This window comes from Clostridium homopropionicum DSM 5847, from assembly GCF_001263795.1.
In the GTDB taxonomy this organism is placed as follows: Bacteria; Bacillota; Clostridia; order Clostridiales; family Clostridiaceae; genus Clostridium_H; species Clostridium_H homopropionicum.
Map to the genome: position 1 here is coordinate 24,708 of NZ_LHUR01000036.1, position 22,496 is coordinate 47,203.

Sequence of the window (22,496 nt, forward strand, 5' to 3'; positions counted from 1 at the left end):
TCCTCCCTATATAAGCTTTGCTTCATCAAGCAAACTTACTAATTTAGCAGCAGATGCTGCACCTGTTGCCTCTTTAATTTTAACACCTGACTTCTTAGCTGAAGGTGTAAAGCTCTTTTTAACTTTAGTTGGTGAACCCTTTAATCCTGCTCTTGATAGATCAAGTTCAATATCTGCTGATGTTAATGTAGGAATTACTGCTTTATTAGCAGCCATTTTGCTCTTTATTGTTGCATATCTAGGCTCGAATTGAGTTTTTACTACAGTTACAAGAGCTGGAATTTTAGTCTTTATCATCTCATAGCCTGTCTCGGTTTCCCTCTTAACGATAACATCTCCATCTTTAACATCTATATCAAGAGCATATGTAACCTGAGGTAAACCTAAATGTTCTGCTATTTCAGGTCCAACTTGAGCAGTATCACCATCAATAGCTTGTTTACCGCATAAAATTAAATCAAATTTTCCTAATTTTTTTATTGCAGATGAAAGTATATAGCTTGTTGCTAATGTATCTGAACCACCAAATGCTCTATCACTTAATAAAATTGCCTTGTCAGCACCTACTGAAAGACACTCTTTTAGAGCTGCCTTAGCTTGTTCTGGTCCCATTGATAATATTGTAATTGTTCCCCCATATCTTTCCTTAAGCCTTACTCCAAGCTCAAGGGCAAAAGCATCAAATGGATTAACAATACTTGGCACCCCAGCCCTAATTAATGTATTTGTTTCTCTGTCTATTTTAATTTCTGTTGTATCAGGTACTTGTTTTACGCATACTAAAATATCCATAGGATTACCTCATTTCCTTTAAAATTTTTATGTGAGGAAGCTTTGGGCACTTCCTCACAAAAGTGGAGAGTAGGTTTTATTTCAAGAGACTTCCCGAAATAACGATTCTTTGAACTTGGTTTGTTCCTTCAAAGATTTGGAATATCTTTGCATCTCTAAGTAATTTTTCAACAGGATACTCTCTGCTGTAACCGTATCCTCCTAATATCTGAATTGCATCTAATGCAACTTTAACAGCAACATCACCAGCGAAGCATTTTGCAATTGCTGCTTCTCTTGAGTATGGTAAACCTGCTTTAACTAAATTAATAGCATAAACTACTGCTTGACGAGCAGCCTCTATTTCAATATCCATATCAGCTAGCATAAATTGAATAGCTTGGAAGTTAGCAATTGGTCTTCCAAAAGTAACTCTTTCCTTTGCATATTTTACAGCTTCATCAAGAGCTCTTTGAGCTATACCAATAGCACAAGCACCAACAAATGGTCTTGATAAATCAAGAGTCTTCATTGCTATTTTAAAGCCTTCTCCTTCTTTTCCAAGTAAATTGCTTGCTGGTATTCTTACATTATCAAAAACTACATCTGTAGTATTTGATAATCTAATTCCCATTTTATCTTCTTCTTTACCTACAGAGATACCGCCTCTGCTCTTTTCAACTATAAATGCTGATAATCCTTTTATTCCTTTACTCTTATCAACAGTTGCAAAAACAACATAAATATCAGCAACTCCACCATTAGTAATAAAGCATTTTGATCCGTTTATTACATATTCGTCTCCTTCTTTAACTGCAGTTGTTCTTACTGAAGCAGCATCTGATCCTGCATTAGGTTCTGTCAAACAGAATGCTGCGAAGTTACCAGGTATTACTATATCAGCAAACAACTTCTTCTGTGCTGCATTTCCAGCTATTAGAACAGGTTTTAATGCTAAGCTTGATGCTGTTATTCCAGTTGCATATCCAGCATCAGCTTTAGCCATTTCTTCTGAAATAGCTGCAACTGTCATATAGTCAACTCCGCCGCCACCAAACTCTTCAGGAATATCAAGGCAGTGTAATCCCATTTCAAATCCTTTTTTATAAAGTTCTATAGGGAATTCGCCAGTTTTATCGTATTCTGCAGCATAAGGTTTTACTTCTTTTTCTACAAAATCTTTTACCATTGCTACTAATTCTTTTTGATCTTGATCTAATAAATATCCCATTTTAGTTACCCCCTAATAATTGTTATAATTTTTATTTTGCATTTATAGACTTAATAGACTTATATGAATTTTATTTATTTTATATGAATTTTATTTCTTTGGAGGCATTCCTGTAGCTTCTCCATCGATAACCATCTTTCCATGTTGATTAAAGCATCTAGTGCTTAATTTAACTCTATTTTTTTCTACATTTATCTCAGTAACTTCTACTTCAGCAGTAATTGTATCTCCAAAGTGAACAGGAGCAGTAAACTTTAGATATTGATCAACATATATAGTTCCTGGTCCTGGAAGCTGCATTGCCATACAAGCTGAAAGAAGTCCTGAAACTAAGATTCCATGTGCAATTCTTCCCTTGAACATTGTCTGCTCTGATTGTTTTTGGTTAACATGAGCTGGATTTAAGTCTCCTGTAATTCCAGCAAATAAGTATACATCTGATTCAGATATGGTTTTTTCGAAAGAAGCTTTATCTCCTACTTTAAGTTCATTAATTGATTTTCCTATTATCATTTTAATACCCCCTTAATTAATAACTCTTTTAATTATTTGCTTATGTGAAAATAGCATTTAATTACTGATTAATGTTTTCTGCAAGCTGTTGGAGTTTAGATGATAATTGACTAAGTCTTTCACTTCCGTGAGCAATATGTTCAGCTTGTGAAGCTTGATTTTCACTTGTAACAGTAAAATCTTTTATAAAACTTATTATATTATTTACATCTTTTCTTACAGCCTTTAGCTTTTCATTAATCTGACTTACGGACTGTTTACTATCAGTTGCAAGTTTTCTAATTTCACCTGAAACAACTGCAAATCCCCTTCCATGTTCTCCTGCCCTTGCCGCCTCTATTGCAGCATTTAGACCTAGTAAATTTGTTGTATCTGCAATACTTTTAACATACCCAAGTATATCATTCATACCATTAATTCCCGTTTCGGTATTAATTATTAGCGAATTAACACTTTGAGTATTAGCGGATAGCTCTTCTGTAGAACTTGCTAATTCTTCTGATGATGCTGCTAAATCCTCTGAAAAATTTTTTAATTCATCAGCCATCTCAATTACGGCATTTTCTTTTTCTAAAGATACGGTATATGAGATTGTACCTAATATATTACTAGTATAATTGTTGATAATCGGCACACTATATGCCATAACAGGATGTCCAAACTCCTCCTTGGAATAGCGTTTCATATGCTTTTCCTTAGTTTTTATTGTTTTCATAGCTGCACTATTAGGATCTAGCAGCTTTCCTTCCCATACGTTCACTTGAAAGGCTCTAGCTTGCTTTACCAAGACATATTTTTCTTTATCAGTTATAGTAAATGCTACTTCCGAAACAAATAAACATGGTAGTATATCAAATACTGCTTTAAGTGCTGAAAAATATTCTTTATCATTTAAGCCCATTTTAAATCCACCTTGTAATGAAAATATATATTTCTTAATTTATTTAGTTTCACGTTTATGTCAATTGTTAACTCACGCTACTTCAAAATCTTTTCTTTTAAATTTATTAATCCATCAGAGAAAATTGATGCATCCATAGGTTTAATGTCTTTAGATAATATAGGTCTAAAATCCATGTTAGCTAATATATCTTTTTCCAAATCTATTCCTGGAGCAACCTCAGTTAACATAAGCCCATCTTTAGTTAATTGGAATACTGCTCTTTCAGTAATATATAATACTGTTTGTCCAGTTTCAGCTGCATATTCACCGCTGAATGTTACCTGCTCAACATTTTTAACAAATTTCTTAACTTTACCTTCTTGTAAAATCTCAAGTTTTCCATCCCCAATTTTTAATTTTAATCCTCCTGCAGTAAAGGTTCCGCAGTAAATTACCTTTTTAGTATTTTGAGAGATATCTATAAATCCGCCACATCCAGCGATCTTTGGACCAAACTTACTTACGTTTACGTCTCCTTTTTGATTAGTTTGAGCTAATCCAAGGAAAGTAACGTCTAGCCCTCCTCCATTATAGAAATCAAATTGTGAAGTCTGATTAAGAATAGCCCAAGAGTTTATTCCAGCTCCAAAACTAAGTCCAGGTGCTGGTATTCCTCCAGTTGGTCCAGCCTCTACTGTAAGAGTTAACTGATCTCCCATACCTTCTTCTGCAGCTATACTTGCAACACTTTCAGGCATACCAATACCAAGATTAGTTATTGCTCCTGGTACTAATTCCATAGCAGCCCTTCTTCCAATAACCTTTCTTTCTCCTAATTCCATTGGTTTTAGTGAGTCTACTGGAACTTTTATGTGACCTGCATATACTGGACTATAGTATTCTAACCATGTTTGACGATGATATTTTTCAGGATCACTGCATACTACTATTGCATCTACAACAGTGCCAGGAATTCTAACTTCTTGAGCATCTAATGTTCCTGCTTTAACAAAGTTTTTAACTTGAACTATTACTTTTCCGCCAGTTGCTTTTGCAGCTTGAGCTAATTCTAAGCCTTCTGAATATATAGCTTCATCTTCCATTGTTATATTTCCTAGTTCATCAGCAGTTGTAGCTCTTATTATGGCAATATCAATCTTCATAGATGGATATAATAACCATTCTTCATCGTTAATGTGAATTAATTTAACTAAATCTTCCTTAGTAACATTATTCATCTTTCCACCTTGTAAACGTGGATCAATATAAGTTTTTAAACCAACCTTGGTAATTTCTCCGGGTTTTTTAGCTGCAATTGCGCGATACAAATGACATATTACCCCTTGTGGAAAGTTGTAAGCTTCTAATTTATTTTCATTCATTAACTTTACTAATCCTGGACAAGTATCAAAATGTCCACCGATTACCCTTTTCAATAAACCTTCATGAGCAAAGTGCATAATAGCTCCATCTTTCCAGTTTCCTTGCCCTGCAGCAAAAAGACTAGTTAAATCCTTTGGTTTTCCTGTTTCTAAAAACTTCTTTTCAATAGCAATTAGTATTTCTTCAGGAACACATGCTCCCGCAAAACCTGTTGTTGCTACTGTATTACCGTCCTTAATCATTTCAACCGCTTGTTCAACTGTTATTAACTTTGAATTCATTTTATATCACCCCTAAACTATAACTTATAATTAACCCATAACCATCGCCCATACACTCTTTTATAAAAGCAATAACTATGCCAACGTTTACAACCAACTTAGTTATATATAAAATCAAGCATTAGAGTCATTTTTATTAAATTTGAAAATATAAGAAAACGCATGTGAACCAATTATAGTTCACATGCGTTTTCTTATATTTGTAAAGTCATATAAATAGAGTCACTAAAATGATTTATTAATGGTTCTCTTGAACCAACTTTGGTTCAAATTTAAATTTGCTTTCAGCCTCTTTAAACTTTCTTACTACAGATGTCTGACTAATGTTCAAAGCCTTAGCAGCTTCTCTTGTTGAATTACACTGCTCCATGGCTAAGTTAATTAATTGAGTTTCTACCTCATCCATAAGCTCCTTTAGAGGAACAATCTCTTTTATAATAATATGAAATTTATGATCACATTTTGCACTAGAAATAAATTCAGGTGGTAAATCTTTCTCAGTAATTAAATCATTGGGGGTAATAACTATTAATCTTTCTATAACATTTTTTAATTCTCTTACATTTCCCGGCCATTCATATGCCTCAAAGCATTTTAGTGTATTTACAGAAATCTCTTTCTTCCTATCATATTTTTTATTAAAATATTTTAAATAATGCATTACTAGTGGAATTATATCTTTTTTCCTTTTTCTAAGAGGTGGAATATATAGGGGAACTATTCTAAGTCTGAAATACAGATCTTGCCTAAACAGTCTATTATCTATCATCTCTTGAAGATTTTCATTTGTAGCTGTAATTAGCCTAAAATTTACTTTATGCGATTTTACTGAACCTACCCTTGAAACCTCAAGAGTTTCAATAACTCTCAAAAGTTTACCTTGTAAGTTCATAGATAATGAGTTAATTTCATCTAAAAAAAGGGTACCTCCATCTGCTAATTCAATTTGACCAGCCTTTCCGCCTTTTCTTGCCCCTGTAAAAGCCCCTTCCTCATATCCAAAGAGTTCAGCTTCAAGTAAGTTTTCCGGAATTCCTGCACAGTTTATACATATAAATGGGCCATTTCTTCTTGGACTCATTTCATGAATAAACCTAGTAAACACCTCTTTACCAGTTCCAGATTCTCCTTCAAGTAATACCGTAGAATCAACTTGAGCCATACGGTATGCAAGCTGCATTAACTGCTTTGTCCCTTCACTCTCAGCAATTATTTTTTCCTTAATATTTTTCTCCATAAGTAACTGAGAATAGTATTGCTTAGAAAGTAATTTAGCTTTGCAGCACTCATTTTCTAAATGAATTAAATCAGTCATATCTCTTAAGTTTGCTACAACATACTCTACTTCTCCGTCTTTATTTAATATAGGTGTTGCTGTAACCATGACTTCTTTTATTCTGTCTGCTTTTATTCGTTGGTTTATAGTAATTCGTTCTTTAGCTTCAATTGCCATCTTCACAACTGAACGGTCAATAATTTCATTTTCTACTAAATCCGTAGTATAGACACCAATTAAGTCATCTTTTTTTAATCCAGTTATCCTTTCTACTCCTTTATTTACATTTAAAAATAGCCCTTTCCCGTCTGTTATGTAAATTCCATCATAGCTAGATTGTAAAATTGCGTTTAATTTGGCATTTACAATTTCAAATTTCTTTTCTTCATCTACCACCATATTATCTCTCCTCTTACTTTTTAATATGTAATCATTTTCATTTATAGCAAGATATATACGATGAAGTTATATTTTTATAATATAAGTTTGTTTTTTGTTATTATAAAAAATATTTTGTCTATTATAATTATTTTAAATTATTAAATTTATTGTGTCTATATCATATTAACTAAATTAGTATAGTATTTAAATTTAATAAATATAAAAAGATTCAGGCAGTAATTTCTTACCTGAATCCTCTTATATTTTAATTTTTCTTTAATCTTCTATTAGTAAAGTAATTCAAATACAGCTGCGGCTCCCATACCGCCACCGATACACATACTTACTATACCGTATTTATTATTTCTACGTCTCATTTCAGATAGAAGTTTGGCTGTTAAAAATGAGCCTGTACATCCTAGTGGATGCCCTAATGCAATAGCTCCTCCATTTGGATTTACTTTTTCCTTATCAAGACCTAGTTCATTAATGCAAGCTATTGCTTGTGCAGCAAAAGCCTCATTTAATTCTATTAAATCTATATCATCCTTCTCTAAACCTGCAATTTTTAAAGCCTTAGGAATGGCTTTAATTGGTCCAATTCCCATAACTTCAGGTGGTACACCTGCAACTGCAAAGGATCTGAATACAGCTAGAGGTCTTATTCCTAATTCTTCTGCTTTTTCTCTTGACATTAGTAATACTGCTGCTGCACCATCACTCATTTGTGATGCATTTCCTGCTGTTACAGTTCCCTTCAATTTAAAAACTGTTTTTAGCTTTTCTAAATTTTCTATAGTTACATTTGCTCTGACTCCCTCATCTTTACAAAATATGAAAGTTTCATTTTTTACCATACCTGACTCATCTGTAACAGGTCTCACTGCTTCTATAGGAATTATCTCATCATCAAATTTACCTTCTGCTTGTGCCTTTGCAGCCTTTTTATGACTTTCTACTGCAAATTCATCTTGCATCTCTCGTGTTACATTATATCCTTTTGCAACCTCTTCAGCTGTTAATCCCATGGCCATGTAAGCTTCTGGCTTATTTTCCATAAGATATGGATTTGGAGTAATAATATTTCCTAGCATTGGAACTGTACTCATGAATTCCAAACCACCAGCTAATACCACATCTGTTTGACCAGCCATAATACTATTTGCTGCAATAGCAATAGTTTGTAGTCCTGATGAACAAAATCTATTTACAGTTTGAGCTGGAACAGAGTCTGGCAATCCAGCTCTCATAGCAACAATTTTGCCTACATTGAATCCCTGCTCTGCTTCTGGGAATGCACATCCTAGAACAAAGTCTTCAATCTCTTCAGTATTTAATTGTGGAACCTTTTGTAGAACCCCTTTAATAACTTGAGCTGCAACATCCTCTGGTCTTGTATACATTAATTTTCCTTTTGGAGCCTTTCCAATAGGTGAACGTCCAAAAGCTACAACAACTGCTTCTCTCATCTTAACACCTCCATTAATTCCTTAGTTGTTTTCCATTACACAACATATATTGTATTCTCTGTTTAGTTTTTTCTTCTCCACATAGGCTTAAGAAAGCTTCTTTTTCTAGTTCAAGAATCTGTTCCTCAGTAAGTATCACTCCCTTAGAAACATTTCCTCCAGTAAGAACATACGCAACTTTATTAGCAATGTGAGCATCGTATTCAGTGATAAATTCACCCTTTAGCAAGGAGTATGCATCAGACTCTAATGCCGCTCTTCCTGTGACTCCTAGAACAGTAATTCCCTTCTTTTGTAATGGCCTAAATCCTATATCAGCAAGATAAATTACCATTTTCTTAGCTTCGTCAATAAGATAATCTTTGTTCATTACTATCAAATCAGAATTTTTTATATATCCTTTTTTCATTGCATCATGTGCACTTCCTGATACTTTCTTCATAACAATTGTATTCCATGCTTTACGTAAACTAGATAGTATTTCTCCTATTGACGCATTACCTGCTTCCTGTATACTTCGAGTTAGTAGTTCCTTAGTACCTCCACCTGCTGGAATAAGACCAACTCCAAGCTCAACTAGCCCCATGTATGTTTCAGCATGAGCTGCAATTTTATAAGTATGCATAGTTATCTCAGCTCCACCGCCTAAAGTCATTCCATATGGCGCGGCTACTACTGGCTTACTACAGTATTTCAATGCCATATTAGCCTTTTGAAAAGCATCACACATATTTTCTATTGATTTCCATTCTTTATTAGAAATCCACTTTTCTATATCTGCAAGATTTGCACCTGATGAAAAATTCTTACTTTGATTGCCTATAACCAATCCTTTGTAACTTTCCTCTACTTCTTCTACAGCTAAATTAATCATTTCAATTACATCATCTGTTATTGTATTACCTTTAGTTTTGAATTGAAGACATGCAACTTCTTCACCAATATCAACTAAAGCTGCACCTTTATTTTCTTTTACTACTAAATTCTTAGGAGAAGAAATTAGTATATATGGAATATCAAATTTATTTGAATCATAGAATTTAAATTTACCATTATCTAATCTTTCTTGAATCCATTTAGGAATATTATCTCCTTCTTGTTTCATTCTTTTAATTGATTCTTGAAAACCTATAGTATCCCAAATAGCAAAAGGTCCAAATTCCCAGTTAAATCCCCACATCATAGCATTGTCTATTTCTCTATAATCATCTGCTATTTCTGGAACTTTTCTAGCACTATATAATAAAACATTTTTTATTAATTCCCATGCGAATTTATTTTCTTCAGTCTCTCCGAAAACTAGAGCTTTAAGCTTATTATCTTCCTGCATAGCTTTTTCTATAGCTTCAACCTTATCCTTAATTACAGGAACATAATCCTCTTTCTTTACATCCCAAACTAAAGTATGTGCTCCATTTTCTGTCTTCACCTTCTTATAAAATCCTTGTTTTGTTTTATCGCCTAAGTATCCCTTTTCAATTAGTTCTTCAACAAATTTAGGAATAATTAGTTGTTTTTTTTCTTCTTCATCATCAATATTATTAATAACATTGCCAACTACATGATAAAAAATATCTAATCCAACCATATCTATAGTACGGAAAGTGGCACTCTTGGGTCTTCCTATTATTGGTCCAGTTAATTGGTCAAGTTTAGGTATATCGTACCCATGCTTGTCCATTAGTTGTATTACATTTTCTAAAGCATAGGTTCCTATACGATTTGCTACAAAATTTGGAGTATCCTTAGCTAAAACTATACCTTTACCTAATCTCTCAGTTGCAAAATCAGCCATAAATTGCACTATTTCAGGTAAGGTATCTTTCCCTGGTATAAGTTCAAACAATTTCATATAACGAGGTGGATTAAAAAAATGTGTTCCTAAAAAATATTGTTTAAATTCTAAAGGCATATCCTCTACAATCTTGTCTATTGATACTCCAGAAGTATTAGAACTTACAATACTGCCTTTTTTTCGGTATTCATTAATCTGCTTCATAAAATTCTTTTTCACTTCTAAATCTTCAACTATAACCTCAATAATCCAATCGCATTCTGTAAGCATATCCATATTATCAGCAAAGTTGCCAACTTCGATCATATCTCCTAAAGTTTTGTCATAAATGGATTTGTTTTTAGGATCAGTTACTCTTTCTTTCCCTGCAATAGCAAAACGATTTCTAACTCCAAAACTATCTAAAGTTAATCCTTTGGCTTTTTCTTTTTCTGTTAACTTTTTTGGTGCAATATCTAAAAGACATACTGGGATTCCTGCTCCAACTATATGTGCAGCTATTCCTGCTCCCATGGTTCCTGCGCCAAGTACACATACCTTTTTCATATTAATTAACCTCCAAAAATTATATTATTTCCTATTATCTAATGATCTAATGGTTTAGGTTATGTCTTAGAATACAGCTCATCCATAGAAGTTGCTTATTCTTCATATGATGCTACTTTATTTTCCATCTTACTATTTCACTATATTTTTATCTCCTCCCTAAATAATAATTTGAAATTTGCACACCTAAACTGCATTTACAAACTATAAGAAGAGCAATATCCGTGCCAACGTTTACATGTAATTTGTGTTGGCTTAAAGCCAAAATATACTCCATTTAATGTCAATTTATTAAATATAAAAAAACGCATATGAACTAATTACGGTTCACATGCGTTTACATTAATGTCATAGGCCTTATATATACATAGTTTTTAATATGATTTGCTATAGATTCTTTTGAACTAAATTTGGTTCGCGCTTAAGTTTACTTTCAACCTCTTTAAATTTTCTTACCACTGATGTTTGACTAATATTCAAAGCCCTAGCAGCTTCCCTTGTAGAACCGCATTTCTCCATAGCTAAATCAATTAACTGAGTTTCTACCTCTTCAATTAGCTCTTTTAAAGGAACAATTTCCTTTATTATAATATGGAATTTATCATCACTTTTTATACTAGTTATGAATTCATGCGGCAAATCCTTCTCAGTAATTAAATCATTAACTGAGATAACTACTAATCTTTCTATTACATTTTTTAATTCTCTTACATTTCCTGGCCATTCATATGCTTCAAGGTATTTTAATGCATTTATAGAAATTTCCTTTTTATGATTATACTTTTTATTAAAATATTTTAAATAGTGCACTATTAGCGGTATGATATCTTTCTTTCTCTTTCTAAGAGGTGGAATATACAAAGGAACTATTCTTAATCTAAAATATAAGTCTTGTCTAAATAACCTATTATTTATTAATTCTTGGAGATTTTCATTTGTAGCTGTAATTAATCTAAAATTTACTTTATGCGATTTTACTGCACCTATCCTTGTAACCTCTAATGTTTCAATAACTCTTAATAGTTTCCCTTGTAAATTCATAGGCAATGAGTTAATTTCATCTAAAAATAAAGTTCCTCCATCTGCCAGCTCTAATAGGCCAGCTTTACCTCCTTTTTTTGCTCCTGTAAAAGAACCTTCTTCATACCCAAAAAGTTCAGCTTCAAGTAAGTTTTCTGGAATTCCTGCACAGTTTATGCATATAAATGGGCCATCCCTTCTTGAACTTATTTCATGAATAAACCTAGTAAATACCTCTTTTCCAGTACCAGATTCTCCTTCTAGTAGAACACTAGAATCTACTTGTGCTATACGATATGCCAGCTGCATTAACTGTTTAGTCACTTCACTCTCAGCAATTATTTTTTCCTTGAAATTTTTCTCCATAAGTAACTGAGAATAATATTGCTTTGAAAGAAGTTTAGCTTTGCAACACTCATTTTCTAAATGGATTAAATCTGTCATATCTCTTAGGTTTGCTACAACATAATTCACTTCACCTTCTTCGTTCAGTATAGGTGTAGCTGTAACCATGACCTCTTTTAGTTTTTCAGCTTTTACATTTTGGTTAATTGTAATACGTTCTTTAGATTCTATAGCCAGCTTCACTACAGAACGATCAATTACTCCTTTTTCTACCAAATCTTGAGCATAAGCACCTAACAAAAATTCCCTCTTTACTCCGGTAATTCTTTCAACTCCACTATTTACATTTAAAAATAACCCATTTCCGTCCGTAATGTATATACCATCATAGCTTGATTGTAAAATTGCATCAAGTTTGGCATTTACAGTTTCAAACTTTTTATCTTCCTCTACCATCATAGTATCTCTCCTCTTAAATTCAATCTAGCGTATTAATTTTCATCTATTGTTAGAAATATACGATGTAGTTTTATTCTCGCCATTTAAAGATGCTTTTTATATATTTAAGTACTATTTTAAATTATTAAACTTACTGTGCCTATATCATAATTAACCGAAAACAATCTATAACATATTATATAATCATTCATCTTGAAATTAGTAAAAAAGTAGATATATATCATAATTTGATTTATACCTACTTTTTAATTGGTGATATTTAAATGAATTTTGAATTACATATCAATCTTATTAATTGCCTAGAAGTTAGTACATATTATCCACAGAATCTAATCGATAAACCCTATACTACTCCCATAGTCGCTAATATAAGTACAATAACAAGCGTACATATTGGGATTACAACTGTTATACAACCAAGATCTGCGTAGGACTCCTTATGAGTTAATCCGCAAATACCTAGGGTTGTTATAACCGCTCCATTATGTGGTAATGAATCAAGACCACCGCAGGCTATAGTTGCTATTCTATGAAGAACTTGAGGATCAATTCCTTGTTGTATTGCAGCATCTAAATATGTCTTACCTAATACTCCAAGTGCTATTGACATACCACCAGAAGCTGAACCAGTAATACCTGCAAGGACATTAACTGATATTGCTTCAGAAATAAGTGGGTTACTTGAAACTCCGAGTATTGCATCTTTTATTACTATGAAACCAGCAAGGCTTTGGATAACATTTCCATATCCAACCTCTGAAGAAGTATTAACTACTGCAAGAAGTGAACCTATTGCACCTTGATTGATACTCTTCTTAGCATCTGATAACCTCTTTTTATTAAGTATAATTGTAATTACGATTGCGATAACAAGGGCTATAACTAAGCTCCAAGTTCCTCCAACAGATGATAGCTTTGTACCATAATCTTTTAAATAATCCCCATTATATTTTCCAGCAACATAAACAAATTTTGAAAGTATAAAGTTAATAACAAGTACTAATATTATTGGTATTAAGGCAGATCCAAATGACGGAAGATTACTTTCATCTAATTGAACTATATTTTCATCAGGGTGATTTCCATAGCCTTCACCTTTTGCCATAGCTTTTTTAGATCTTGTAGTTAACCATAACAAGCCACCACCAAACATTATTACAGATGCTATTAAACCAAGTACAGGAGCTGCATAAGCATCAGTTCCAAAGAAAGGCATTGGGATAGCATTTTGAATTTGTGGTGTACCTGGAAGAGCTGTCATTGTAAATGTAAATGCTCCTATACCAATATTTCCTGGTATAAATCTCTTAGGTATACCTGCTTTTTTATATAATTGCACTGCTATTGGGAGTAATGCAAAAGTAACAACGAATAGAGATACTCCACCATAGGTTAAAATAGCACCAGCTATTGCAATTGATAATATTTCTTTACCTTGTCCTGCTTTTTTAGAAATAGTAATAGCGATTGCCTTTGCTGACCCTGAATCGTCCATCAACTTTCCAAATATTGCTCCAAGCAAGAATATTGGGAAATAAGACTTACAATATCCTGCAAAAGCTTTCATGAATATTTCAGTATATGTAGCCATTAAATGGGCATCTCCGCCCCCTCCAACTAATGCTGCAAATAATGCTAAGATTGGTGCTAAAACTAAAACTGTAATACCTCTGTATGCAAGGTACATTAAAAGACCAAGTGAAATTATTATACCTATTACTCCTACCATATTATTACCCCTCCATCTTTTAAAAAATTTATATTTTTAGCTAATTATTTAAATCGTTTACAATTCCACCTCCTCATTATTTATTTTTTATATCTCATTCCCCCTTACTTTGAATTTCTTTGATATATGTATTAAGCAACTACTATGCCAACTGATTTTATGCTCTCAACATATTGATTTTACTTAAAATTCATAATTTCTAGCTAATAAAAAAATAAGTCGAACCTATTTAGGTTCAACTTATTAATGTTCAGTTAAACGTTATCATACTAAACTAATATATACTGTTGATTTATAAAAAACTCACCCTGATTCAAAAATGAATCGTCCCTTTTCTCCTTTCTCCGGTGCCAGGCACCTTAGAAAAATAAAAAATGGCAGATAAATGAAATCACTTATCTGCCATTCTAATTATTTATCTTTGCCTTTTTTCTCCATCATAAGTCAAAATTACCCCATACATATCAGGTCTTCTGTCTCTAAATATTCCCCAAGCTGAACGTTTCACATCTATTGCATCTAGATCAAATTCATGTACAAGAACAGTTTCTTCTGTTCTGTCAGCTTCCTTTACTTTAGCGCCAGTACAATCAGCAATGAAAGAGGAACCATAAAAAGTTATAGTTGAATCATCAATGGTTTCAGTTCCTATTCTATTGGAAGCTATTACTGGAACTAAATTTGCTGCAGCATGGCCTTGCATACATCTTTGCCAATGATCCTTTGAATCAATACTAGAATCCTGCGGCTCAGATCCTATAGCTGTAGGATAGAATAGCAATTCAGCACCCATTAAAGCAAGACATCTAGCTGTTTCAGGATACCATTGATCCCAGCATATCCCTATACCAATTGTTGCGTATTTAGTTTTCCATACCTTAAAACCTGTATCTCCATAATTAAAATAATATTTTTCCTCATATCCTGGTCCGTCAGGAATGTGAGTTTTTCTGTAAACTCCAAGAATTTCTCCATCTGCATCTATAACAGCTATTGAGTTATATTTAGCCTTATTTTTCTTCTCAAAAAAGCTAATAGGAAGTACTACATCTAATTCCTTAGCAATTTCTCTAAAGTGCTTAACTGCCTTATTATTTTCCAATTCTAAAGCATAGTCAAAGAAATCTGGTTTTTCTTTTTGACAAAAGTACAAAGTTTCAAAAAGTTCCTGTATGAGAATAATGTTTGCTCCTTGAGCTGCTGCCTCTCTAACAAGTTTTTCAGCTTTAGCAATATTTTCTTCTATATTAATACCACAACTCATCTGAGTTGCTGCTACTTTCACTTTTCTCATCAATTTTTCTCCTTTTTTTTATTGGTTTTATTTATTTTATTATACTGTAAATCCTTTAGGCATCTGCTGAGTTATACAATGTACATTTCCGCCACCTTTAATAATAGTTGTTCCATCTACCGCAACTACCTTTCTATACGGATAAATTTCTTGCAGAGTTTCTATGGCTTTTTTATCCGTTTCCTCAGCATCACCGCCAAAAACTGGCAGTATTACTCCTCCATTTACTAAATAATAATTAAGGTAGCTTAAGGTTAATCTCTCTCCATTTAAGTATCTCACAGGAGGCTGCTCAATATGTATCACTTGTATCTTTCTTCCCTTTGCATCTGTCATATTTTCTAAAAGCTTCAAATTGTCTTGTGTTATTTCATAGTTAGGATCTTCCTTATCATTACATACTTGAAGAACTATTACTCCTGGCTTTGCAAAGCATGCTACATTATCCACATGACCATCTGTTTCATCACCATAAAGTCCTTGCTTTAGCCAGATAATTTTTTCTACTGATAAATAATTTTTAAGAGCTTCTTCTATTTCTTCTCTTGTCATTTCTTTATTTCTATTTTTATTAAGTAAGCATTCTTCTGTTGTTATAAGAGTCCCTTCGCCATCTACATGTATAGAACCACCTTCAAGTATTAAAGGAGCATTAAAACTCTTTACATTATATAAATCTAGAACTATTTTAGCTACTTCATTATCTTTATCAAAGGGTTTATACTTCTCCCCCCAAGAATTGAATTTCCAATTTATTCCTGCAATTTCCCCTTCATCATTAATTATAAATGTAGGCCCATTATCTCTCATCCAAGAATCATCGTGCTCTATAGAAATGACCTTTACCTTAGTACCACACATTCTTTTTGCTTCTTCTACCATTTCAGGCTTTGCAATCATAACAATTTCCTCAAAATCTGAAATTGCTTTTGCTACATTTGAATATCCCTTTTTAGCGTCCTCTAAGCCATCTGGCCATATTTCTTCTCTTACTGGCCACTCCATAAAGGTTCTTTCATGCTTCTCCCATTCTCCTGGCATTCTATAGCCTAATTCCTTTGGTAACATTAACTATGTCCTCCATCCCTTTGAAATATAAAAACTTCTATATAATTTATAACATCTTTTTATGATTAGTTGTATACTATTTTTTATATTTTTTGTATCTTTTTTATTATTTCCTTTTGAAATTAATGTATTCTAAAAAATATTGTCTATTCTCTAATAATAAGCTTCTTTTCTCCTTTCTCCGGTGCCTGGCACCTTATACTTGTAATAAATCCTTTGGGATATTATAATTAACATTATCTAGCAAACCTTGTGTAGAAGAGGTGTTTACAAATGAATATTGAGACTTTTTCTAAATTGATTAGTGAAAAGTGGAATACAAGCCCTGATATTATTAAAAATTATATTTTGGCGAATATAAGCATTGGATTAACTAGAAACAATGAAATGAAAAAAGATATAAATAAATTATATCTTATGGACAAATTAAAATATTATAATGCAGTTTCTAATTCTAATTGTATAAATCATGTTATTATGACTAAAGGTTCTCTTGAGCAGGAAATATATGCAAGAAAAGCATTGGGTATACTTTTGATTGCAGAAGTTGATGCTAATTTAAGAAACACTGTTATTTCTTTATTACGTAAGCATAATCCTTTAGTTTTTAATGCAGTAAAAAAATGTGATAAGAAATTTTTGATAAAAAAATATACACAATTAGATGAAGTGACCAGAAGAATAGAGGCTCGATTAGATGCAGCTGTATATTTTTATTTTAGCATGTATCGTTCTGCTGATTCAGTAGATCAAGGTTTTATAAAATCTATTATGGAAGATATAAAAAACTTCGAATTTTATGATCCTATGTCAATAGATATTACTAAAGAGCTAGAAATGAACAAATCCAAAATACAAGAAATTAAAGCTGTAATTAAGAGAGATTATGGTAAAATAAATAACTTTAAAGATGTTTTAAACAGCGATAATGAACATATAGAAGAACTAGGAGTTATACTACAGAATCATTTCATTATAAATAAATTTGATATAAACAACCTCTTCTATAATTCTGATTTTTTGAATATCGATGAAATAATTCTCTCTTATTTAAAGCTAAACTATAAAAGTTTAGATATTGACTTAATAATTCAAAGCCTTATTACAGGTATTTTTATTAAATCACTAATTAATGAATATAAGAAAGCAAAAAGCCAATATTTTGAAAACAATCAAGAAACTTTATTTTTCAAAATAGACTCTTTAGAAGAAGATTTAAGCAAGCTACAAAACGAAACCAAGCAATTGCATATTAACCTCGATATACTTGAGAAAGAAAAATCCATGTTTAATGAAACTCTAGAGAGCAATATAAATAAATTAAATAAAAATCATAAACTAGAAATTAATAATCTTCAAAATAAAATAAAGGAACTTGAAAATCAGTTACTTGAAGAAAAAGAATATAGAAGTGAATTAAATGCTTTAAGAGAATACATTTTTAAAGTCAATAATAACTATGTTCCTAGTATTTGTACCGAAAAATTAGAAGACTACATTTCCAATATGCAAATATTAATCATCGGCGGGCCTAGGGAGTGGAGAAGAAAATTTAGAGAAAAATATCCTGATCTAAAAACTTTAAATGGCTTTAATGAAAAATTTGAAATAAGTATTTTAAAAAATGTAGATTTTATTTTTTTCTACACTGGCTTTATGAATCATGCAACTTATACTCGAGCTATGAATTTCATTAGACTAAATAAAATTAAATTTGGATATATAGGAAAAACAAATATTGAACTTGTAGAAGAGGAAATTATTGAAGAAATAAAAAAATATAGTGAGTAAATCACATTACACACTATATTTTTTATTACTTTTTAAGTAATTAATAATTAGAATATACCTTAATATTTAATTCATTCTTATTTATATTTTCAATCTCCCATCGAAATCCTAATTTTTTAAATTCTCCTTCAAACCACTTTGGTACATGTCCACATCGAATTTGCAGTTCATTAAATTTAGTCTTATGAAGGAAAGGCAATAAAATTTGTTTTGAAGTTACCATTTCATTGCTTTCTAATATTATTTTTAAATCAATATGATAATTTCCATTCTCGTCGTTTTTTACTGGCATTGGTACTGTTTTATTATTTTTGTTAAGATTATTTATTCTTTCTTGTTCTTCATTTTCTAATACATGATCTAAAAATTCTGAAGGAACTCCTTCTATCTTCCAGAGGTTAAAGCCCATACTTTCAAAAATTGTATATGGTATTCCAATCATTTCCGCTGCTACAAATACTCTACATTTGTTCAAGTTATCAGCCATCTTCCTAATAGCTTCACGAATTTCTTTTAAGCTTTTTAGATGATTAATTCCAAAGGGTATTTCCTTTATTACTTTCCATTCTGTATCATCCTTTAAATAAACTCTAACTATTCCATTCTCATTAAATGTTGTGGTTTCACCTTTATAATTTAAAAATACTGCAATCTCCATACTTATACTTTAATTATCAGATACCACTAATATTCTGATAATCTTACCCTCCCTTCCTTAACATCCTGAACAACTTGAACAACTTGAACAGTTGGTACATGCTTTCTCAGCTTTCAGAGAAAACTTTGATATTTTAAATTCACATTTGCTAATATTATACTCATCTTCCTCATTATTAAATCTTACTTTATTATAATTAAACTCTATTTTCATTGGAATTATATCAATAGCCATCTCATCTATTTCACTTCTTCTTATTTGTGGTTTATAAATTCGCTTAACTCCATCTTTATTTACTACTTCAACTTCATTTAAAGAAGTCTTTAAAATTTCCAATTTCCCACTTTCTGAAAACTTCAAAGAATTAGAATCTGCATGAATACCTATTGCTTGATTATCATAAGCCATTATTAAACCTATAGGGGTTTCTAATTCAATAGGTTTAAAAGGTTCAAAAGATTTTATCTTTCCGCTAGAATACATTGAAAATCCTATTCTTACCTCTGCAGAACCTACAGGAGTTTCTAAGACTACTTTATCTTTTGGCCATAGAGTAATGCTTTTTGCTTCTCCACTTTCATAAAAGCTAATTCCAATTACTTTCTCTCTAAATTTACCGAAAGAAAAATTAAAATCATACTTTTCTGCGAGTTTATATTCATCTTCTTCACTCCAATAGCCAGTAATCTTACCATTTAGGGGAAATAAACGTTTGATATTGCCTGTTTTATAAAAGGTTAAATATTCTGCTTGGAATACTCCTAAATTAGTCTCTATACTGGTCTTTTCCTGTAAGGAAATACTTTTTAAACATCCATCATTGTAAAAGGACAGTGATATATTACACTTTCTTCTCTCTCCGCTATCTTCATACTGTGGTATTAAATATCCATACTTTGTTTTAATTATATTTCTCTTGTTTAAAACGCAATCTCTAATATTTCCATTGGAATACTGGTCCATTAGATATATCCCTTTGATGGTTTTATATTCTTTTGTTATTTCATTCATATCCATACCACCTCCTAAAAATACCTTTCTTTATGAGAAACTATATCATATCAAATAAGAATTTTCAACTTTTTATTAACAGTTTAATAATATTATATATTATTTTTTAATAATATGCTAATAAAAACACTGTAATATTAATGATTTCTTAATGTAGCATTTCATTAACCTTTTTGTATAAAAATAAAACAAGTAGATTTTATGATTAAATCTACTTGTTTCATTGTGTGTGTGTATTTATATAAAATTTAAGGGTCTGCTAATTATTATTTAATTTTATAACTACACCTGAATAAACTATATCCTTATAAGAAACTATATCATATTCTGAACGAATTTTCAACTTTTTATTATCAATTTAATATTATTATATAGACTTTTTTGATAATTTGTCAAATATGCTATTATTTTTTTATCAAATATTTATTTTTTTATTTTCACACATCTTATTTAGTCCAAAAATAAAACAAGTAGATCTTGTGATTCAATCCACTTGTTTCATTGTGTATACATATAAGATTTAATGGTATATTAATTACTATTTAGCTATATCAAATCCGTATTTTTCAAATATTTTAGTTGCTTCTTCTCCAGATAAAAATTTAAGAAATTCCTTTGAAGCCTCTATATTTTTGCTTGCTTTAATAACTGCTCCTGGATAAACTATATCCTTATGAGACCCTTTTGGTGCTTCAGCTGCCACTTTTACTTTATCTGAGACCTTAGCATCAGTTTTATAGACAATACCTGCATCCACATTTCCTGTTTCAACCCAAGCTAATACCTCGCGCACATCCTTTGCATAAACTGATTTAGAACTTATTTTATCAAAAATTTTTAAAAATGCTAGAACTTCTTTTCCGTATTGTCCTGCTGGAACACTTTCAGGTTCCCCAAGACCTATTTTCTTAACTTTTGCCTCTGCTAAATTCTCAAAGTTTATATTATCTTTAGAATCCTTAGATACTACTAAAACAACTTCATTTTCAAGTAAATTTTTATATGTATCTTCAATTATTAATCCTTTTGTTTTTAATGCATCTACCTGCTTTTTTCCTGCAGATAAAAATACGTCTGATGGTGCCCCCTGTTCAATTTGTGTTTGAAGAGCTCCTGATGAACCAAAATTATAATTAATTGTTACATTACTCTTTTCTTTTTTATAAAGTTCTTGAATTTCTGTAAGAGCATCTTTTAAGCTGGCTGCAGCTGATATTGTTAAGTTTACAGCTGCTTCTGATTTTGTGTCTGAAGCTGATTTTTCACTAGTGGAAGGTTTTACCGCTTCTGTTTTTCCACAAGCAGTAAATACTACTACAAGAAATAAAGATAATAAAATAGCACAGTTTTTAAATAGCTTTTTCATATAATCTCCCCCTTATTTAATAGACTCCTCGACTACAAATTTACATTATGTCTTGTAATGTTTTGTTAAGTTACGTTTATTTTTGTTAAGTATGATTATATTTCAATTTTGTTAAAAATACAATATATTTTAATGAATTTATTTTTCCATTAAAATTAATCTTTCTTTATTAAGCTTTACCGGCAGCATAAAATAACCGTTTTTATACGCATAATTATCTTTTATTTTGTCCCATTTTTCTTTTCTCATTTCCAATTGAATATCATAACTAATAGAGTTAATTAGAGGTTCTTTAAAACTTATATACAAAGTAATTTTTTGTGGACTTATAAGTGTGTCTACTACCCATCCTCTAAACACATTTTCTTCATAAAAACTTTCTGCACAATCAATATGATCTTCTCTAATACCAACATATTTTAATTCCTTATTACATTTTGTAGACATATTTAATCTACATCCCCATTCAATTGCTTCAATTTCATAATCATCAACAATTTTTAATAAAGATATATTTTTACATCCTGTTAATCTTGCAGCAGTCCTTGTATGAGGATTATTAAAAATTTCTTCTTTTTCACCTTCAGCCTCCACCTTTCCTTCTGATAAAATAACTAATCTTTTGCAAACTCTATATACTTCCTCCATGTTATGAGAAACAAAAATACTTATTCCATTATAATCACTCAAAGTTTTAATAAGCTGTTTTTCAAGATGATTTCTTAAATGATTATCTAATGCTGAAAAAGGTTCATCAAGAAGCAACACTTCCGGTTCAATAGCAAGAGCTCTAGCAAGGGCTACTCTTTGTTGTTGACCTCCCGAAAGCTGATAAGGATATCTATTTTCAAGGCCCTCTAATTGGATCATACTAATTTTTTCCGCTACTTTTTCCCTTAATCTATCTTTTGAAATATTGTTTAGAGCAAAACCTATATTTTCTGCTACAGTCATATTAGGAAACAAAGCATAATTTTGAAATAAAAATCCTACCTTTCTTTTTTGACAAGTCAGATTAATACGTTTTTCAGAATCAAACAATACTCGTCCATTTAATACAATTCGTCCTCTATCCGGCTTTTCAAGACCAGCAATACATCTAAGAGTCATACTCTTTCCTGAACCTGAAGAACCTAAAAGTCCAAGGGTATTTTCATCAGCTGTAAAGGCTACTTTATAATTAAAACCCAAAAATTTTTTTTCTATATCTACTAAAAGGTTCATAT

Annotated in this window: 17 protein-coding genes; 1 reads left to right on the forward strand and 16 read right to left on the reverse strand. The window is 31.3% G+C overall.

Going from position 1 to position 22,496, the window contains the following annotated elements:
• Positions 1 to 6: 6 nt before the first annotated feature.
• The 12 genes from CLHOM_RS14305 to aguA all read right to left on the reverse strand — a co-directional run bounded on the left by CLHOM_RS14305 (position 7) and on the right by aguA (position 16,444).
• Positions 7 to 792 carry an electron transfer flavoprotein subunit beta/FixA family protein gene (locus CLHOM_RS14305; RefSeq protein ID WP_052222364.1) on the reverse strand — a complete coding sequence of 262 codons (786 nt, stop codon included), beginning with the start codon at positions 790 to 792 and terminating at the stop codon, positions 7 to 9.
• A gap of 76 nt (positions 793 to 868) precedes the next feature.
• Complete coding sequence (locus tag CLHOM_RS14310) at positions 869 to 2,002, reverse strand: acyl-CoA dehydrogenase family protein (protein ID WP_052222365.1); 1,134 nt, start codon at positions 2,000 to 2,002, stop codon at positions 869 to 871.
• 90 nt (positions 2,003 to 2,092) lie between these two features.
• Positions 2,093 to 2,515: a MaoC family dehydratase gene (locus CLHOM_RS14315; RefSeq protein WP_423230642.1), complete on the reverse strand. Its 423-nt coding sequence runs from the start codon at positions 2,513 to 2,515 to the stop codon at positions 2,093 to 2,095.
• A 61-nt stretch (positions 2,516 to 2,576) separates the two neighbouring features.
• A complete protein-coding gene (locus tag CLHOM_RS18850) occupies positions 2,577 to 3,416 on the reverse strand; it encodes a methyl-accepting chemotaxis protein (protein ID WP_052222366.1) in 840 nt (279 codons plus the stop codon).
• A gap of 77 nt (positions 3,417 to 3,493) precedes the next feature.
• Positions 3,494 to 5,062 (reverse strand): acyl CoA:acetate/3-ketoacid CoA transferase, encoded by a 1,569-nt coding sequence (locus tag CLHOM_RS14325; RefSeq protein WP_052222367.1) that lies wholly within the window; start codon positions 5,060 to 5,062, stop codon positions 3,494 to 3,496.
• 238 nt (positions 5,063 to 5,300) lie between these two features.
• Entirely contained in the window at positions 5,301 to 6,737 is a 1,437-nt protein-coding gene (locus CLHOM_RS14330; RefSeq protein ID WP_139205650.1) for a sigma-54 interaction domain-containing protein, read from the reverse strand.
• Positions 6,738 to 7,006: 269 nt separating this feature from the next.
• Positions 7,007 to 8,188, reverse strand: coding sequence for an acetyl-CoA C-acyltransferase (locus CLHOM_RS14335; RefSeq protein ID WP_052222368.1), 1,182 nt, complete (start codon positions 8,186 to 8,188; stop codon positions 7,007 to 7,009).
• A gap of 13 nt (positions 8,189 to 8,201) precedes the next feature.
• Positions 8,202 to 10,529, reverse strand: a complete 2,328-nt coding sequence (locus tag CLHOM_RS14340; RefSeq protein WP_052222369.1) for a 3-hydroxyacyl-CoA dehydrogenase/enoyl-CoA hydratase family protein — start codon at positions 10,527 to 10,529, stop codon at positions 8,202 to 8,204.
• 387 nt (positions 10,530 to 10,916) lie between these two features.
• A complete protein-coding gene (locus CLHOM_RS14345) occupies positions 10,917 to 12,353 on the reverse strand; it encodes a sigma-54 interaction domain-containing protein (protein WP_200903918.1) in 1,437 nt (478 codons plus the stop codon).
• 343 nt (positions 12,354 to 12,696) lie between these two features.
• Complete coding sequence (locus CLHOM_RS14350) at positions 12,697 to 14,082, reverse strand: GntP family permease (protein ID WP_052222370.1); 1,386 nt, start codon at positions 14,080 to 14,082, stop codon at positions 12,697 to 12,699.
• A 415-nt stretch (positions 14,083 to 14,497) separates the two neighbouring features.
• Positions 14,498 to 15,376 carry an N-carbamoylputrescine amidase gene (aguB, locus tag CLHOM_RS14355; RefSeq protein WP_052222371.1) on the reverse strand — a complete coding sequence of 293 codons (879 nt, stop codon included), beginning with the start codon at positions 15,374 to 15,376 and terminating at the stop codon, positions 14,498 to 14,500.
• Between the two features lie 39 nt (positions 15,377 to 15,415).
• The gene (aguA, locus tag CLHOM_RS14360; RefSeq protein WP_052222372.1) at positions 15,416 to 16,444 is read right to left on the reverse strand and encodes an agmatine deiminase; all 1,029 of its coding nucleotides are present in this window, start codon (positions 16,442 to 16,444) and stop codon (positions 15,416 to 15,418) included.
• Between the two features lie 273 nt (positions 16,445 to 16,717).
• Between aguA and CLHOM_RS14365 the strand changes: the two genes are divergently transcribed.
• Positions 16,718 to 18,235 carry a hypothetical protein gene (locus CLHOM_RS14365; RefSeq protein WP_052222373.1) on the forward strand — a complete coding sequence of 506 codons (1,518 nt, stop codon included), beginning with the start codon at positions 16,718 to 16,720 and terminating at the stop codon, positions 18,233 to 18,235.
• Positions 18,236 to 18,275: 40 nt separating this feature from the next.
• On the opposite strand, the gene anfO is transcribed toward CLHOM_RS14365, so the two are convergent.
• The 4 genes from anfO to CLHOM_RS18395 form a co-directional block, all read right to left on the reverse strand.
• Positions 18,276 to 18,893: a Fe-only nitrogenase accessory protein AnfO gene (gene anfO, locus CLHOM_RS14370; RefSeq protein WP_052222374.1), complete on the reverse strand. Its 618-nt coding sequence runs from the start codon at positions 18,891 to 18,893 to the stop codon at positions 18,276 to 18,278.
• A gap of 57 nt (positions 18,894 to 18,950) precedes the next feature.
• The gene (locus CLHOM_RS14375; RefSeq protein WP_242846785.1) at positions 18,951 to 19,910 is read right to left on the reverse strand and encodes a hypothetical protein; all 960 of its coding nucleotides are present in this window, start codon (positions 19,908 to 19,910) and stop codon (positions 18,951 to 18,953) included.
• A gap of 532 nt (positions 19,911 to 20,442) precedes the next feature.
• Positions 20,443 to 21,270: a molybdate ABC transporter substrate-binding protein gene (gene modA / locus CLHOM_RS14380; RefSeq protein ID WP_052222375.1), complete on the reverse strand. Its 828-nt coding sequence runs from the start codon at positions 21,268 to 21,270 to the stop codon at positions 20,443 to 20,445.
• A 138-nt stretch (positions 21,271 to 21,408) separates the two neighbouring features.
• A complete protein-coding gene (locus CLHOM_RS18395; protein ID WP_052222376.1) occupies positions 21,409 to 22,494 on the reverse strand; it encodes a sulfate/molybdate ABC transporter ATP-binding protein in 1,086 nt (361 codons plus the stop codon).
• Positions 22,495 to 22,496: the final 2 nt, after the last annotated feature.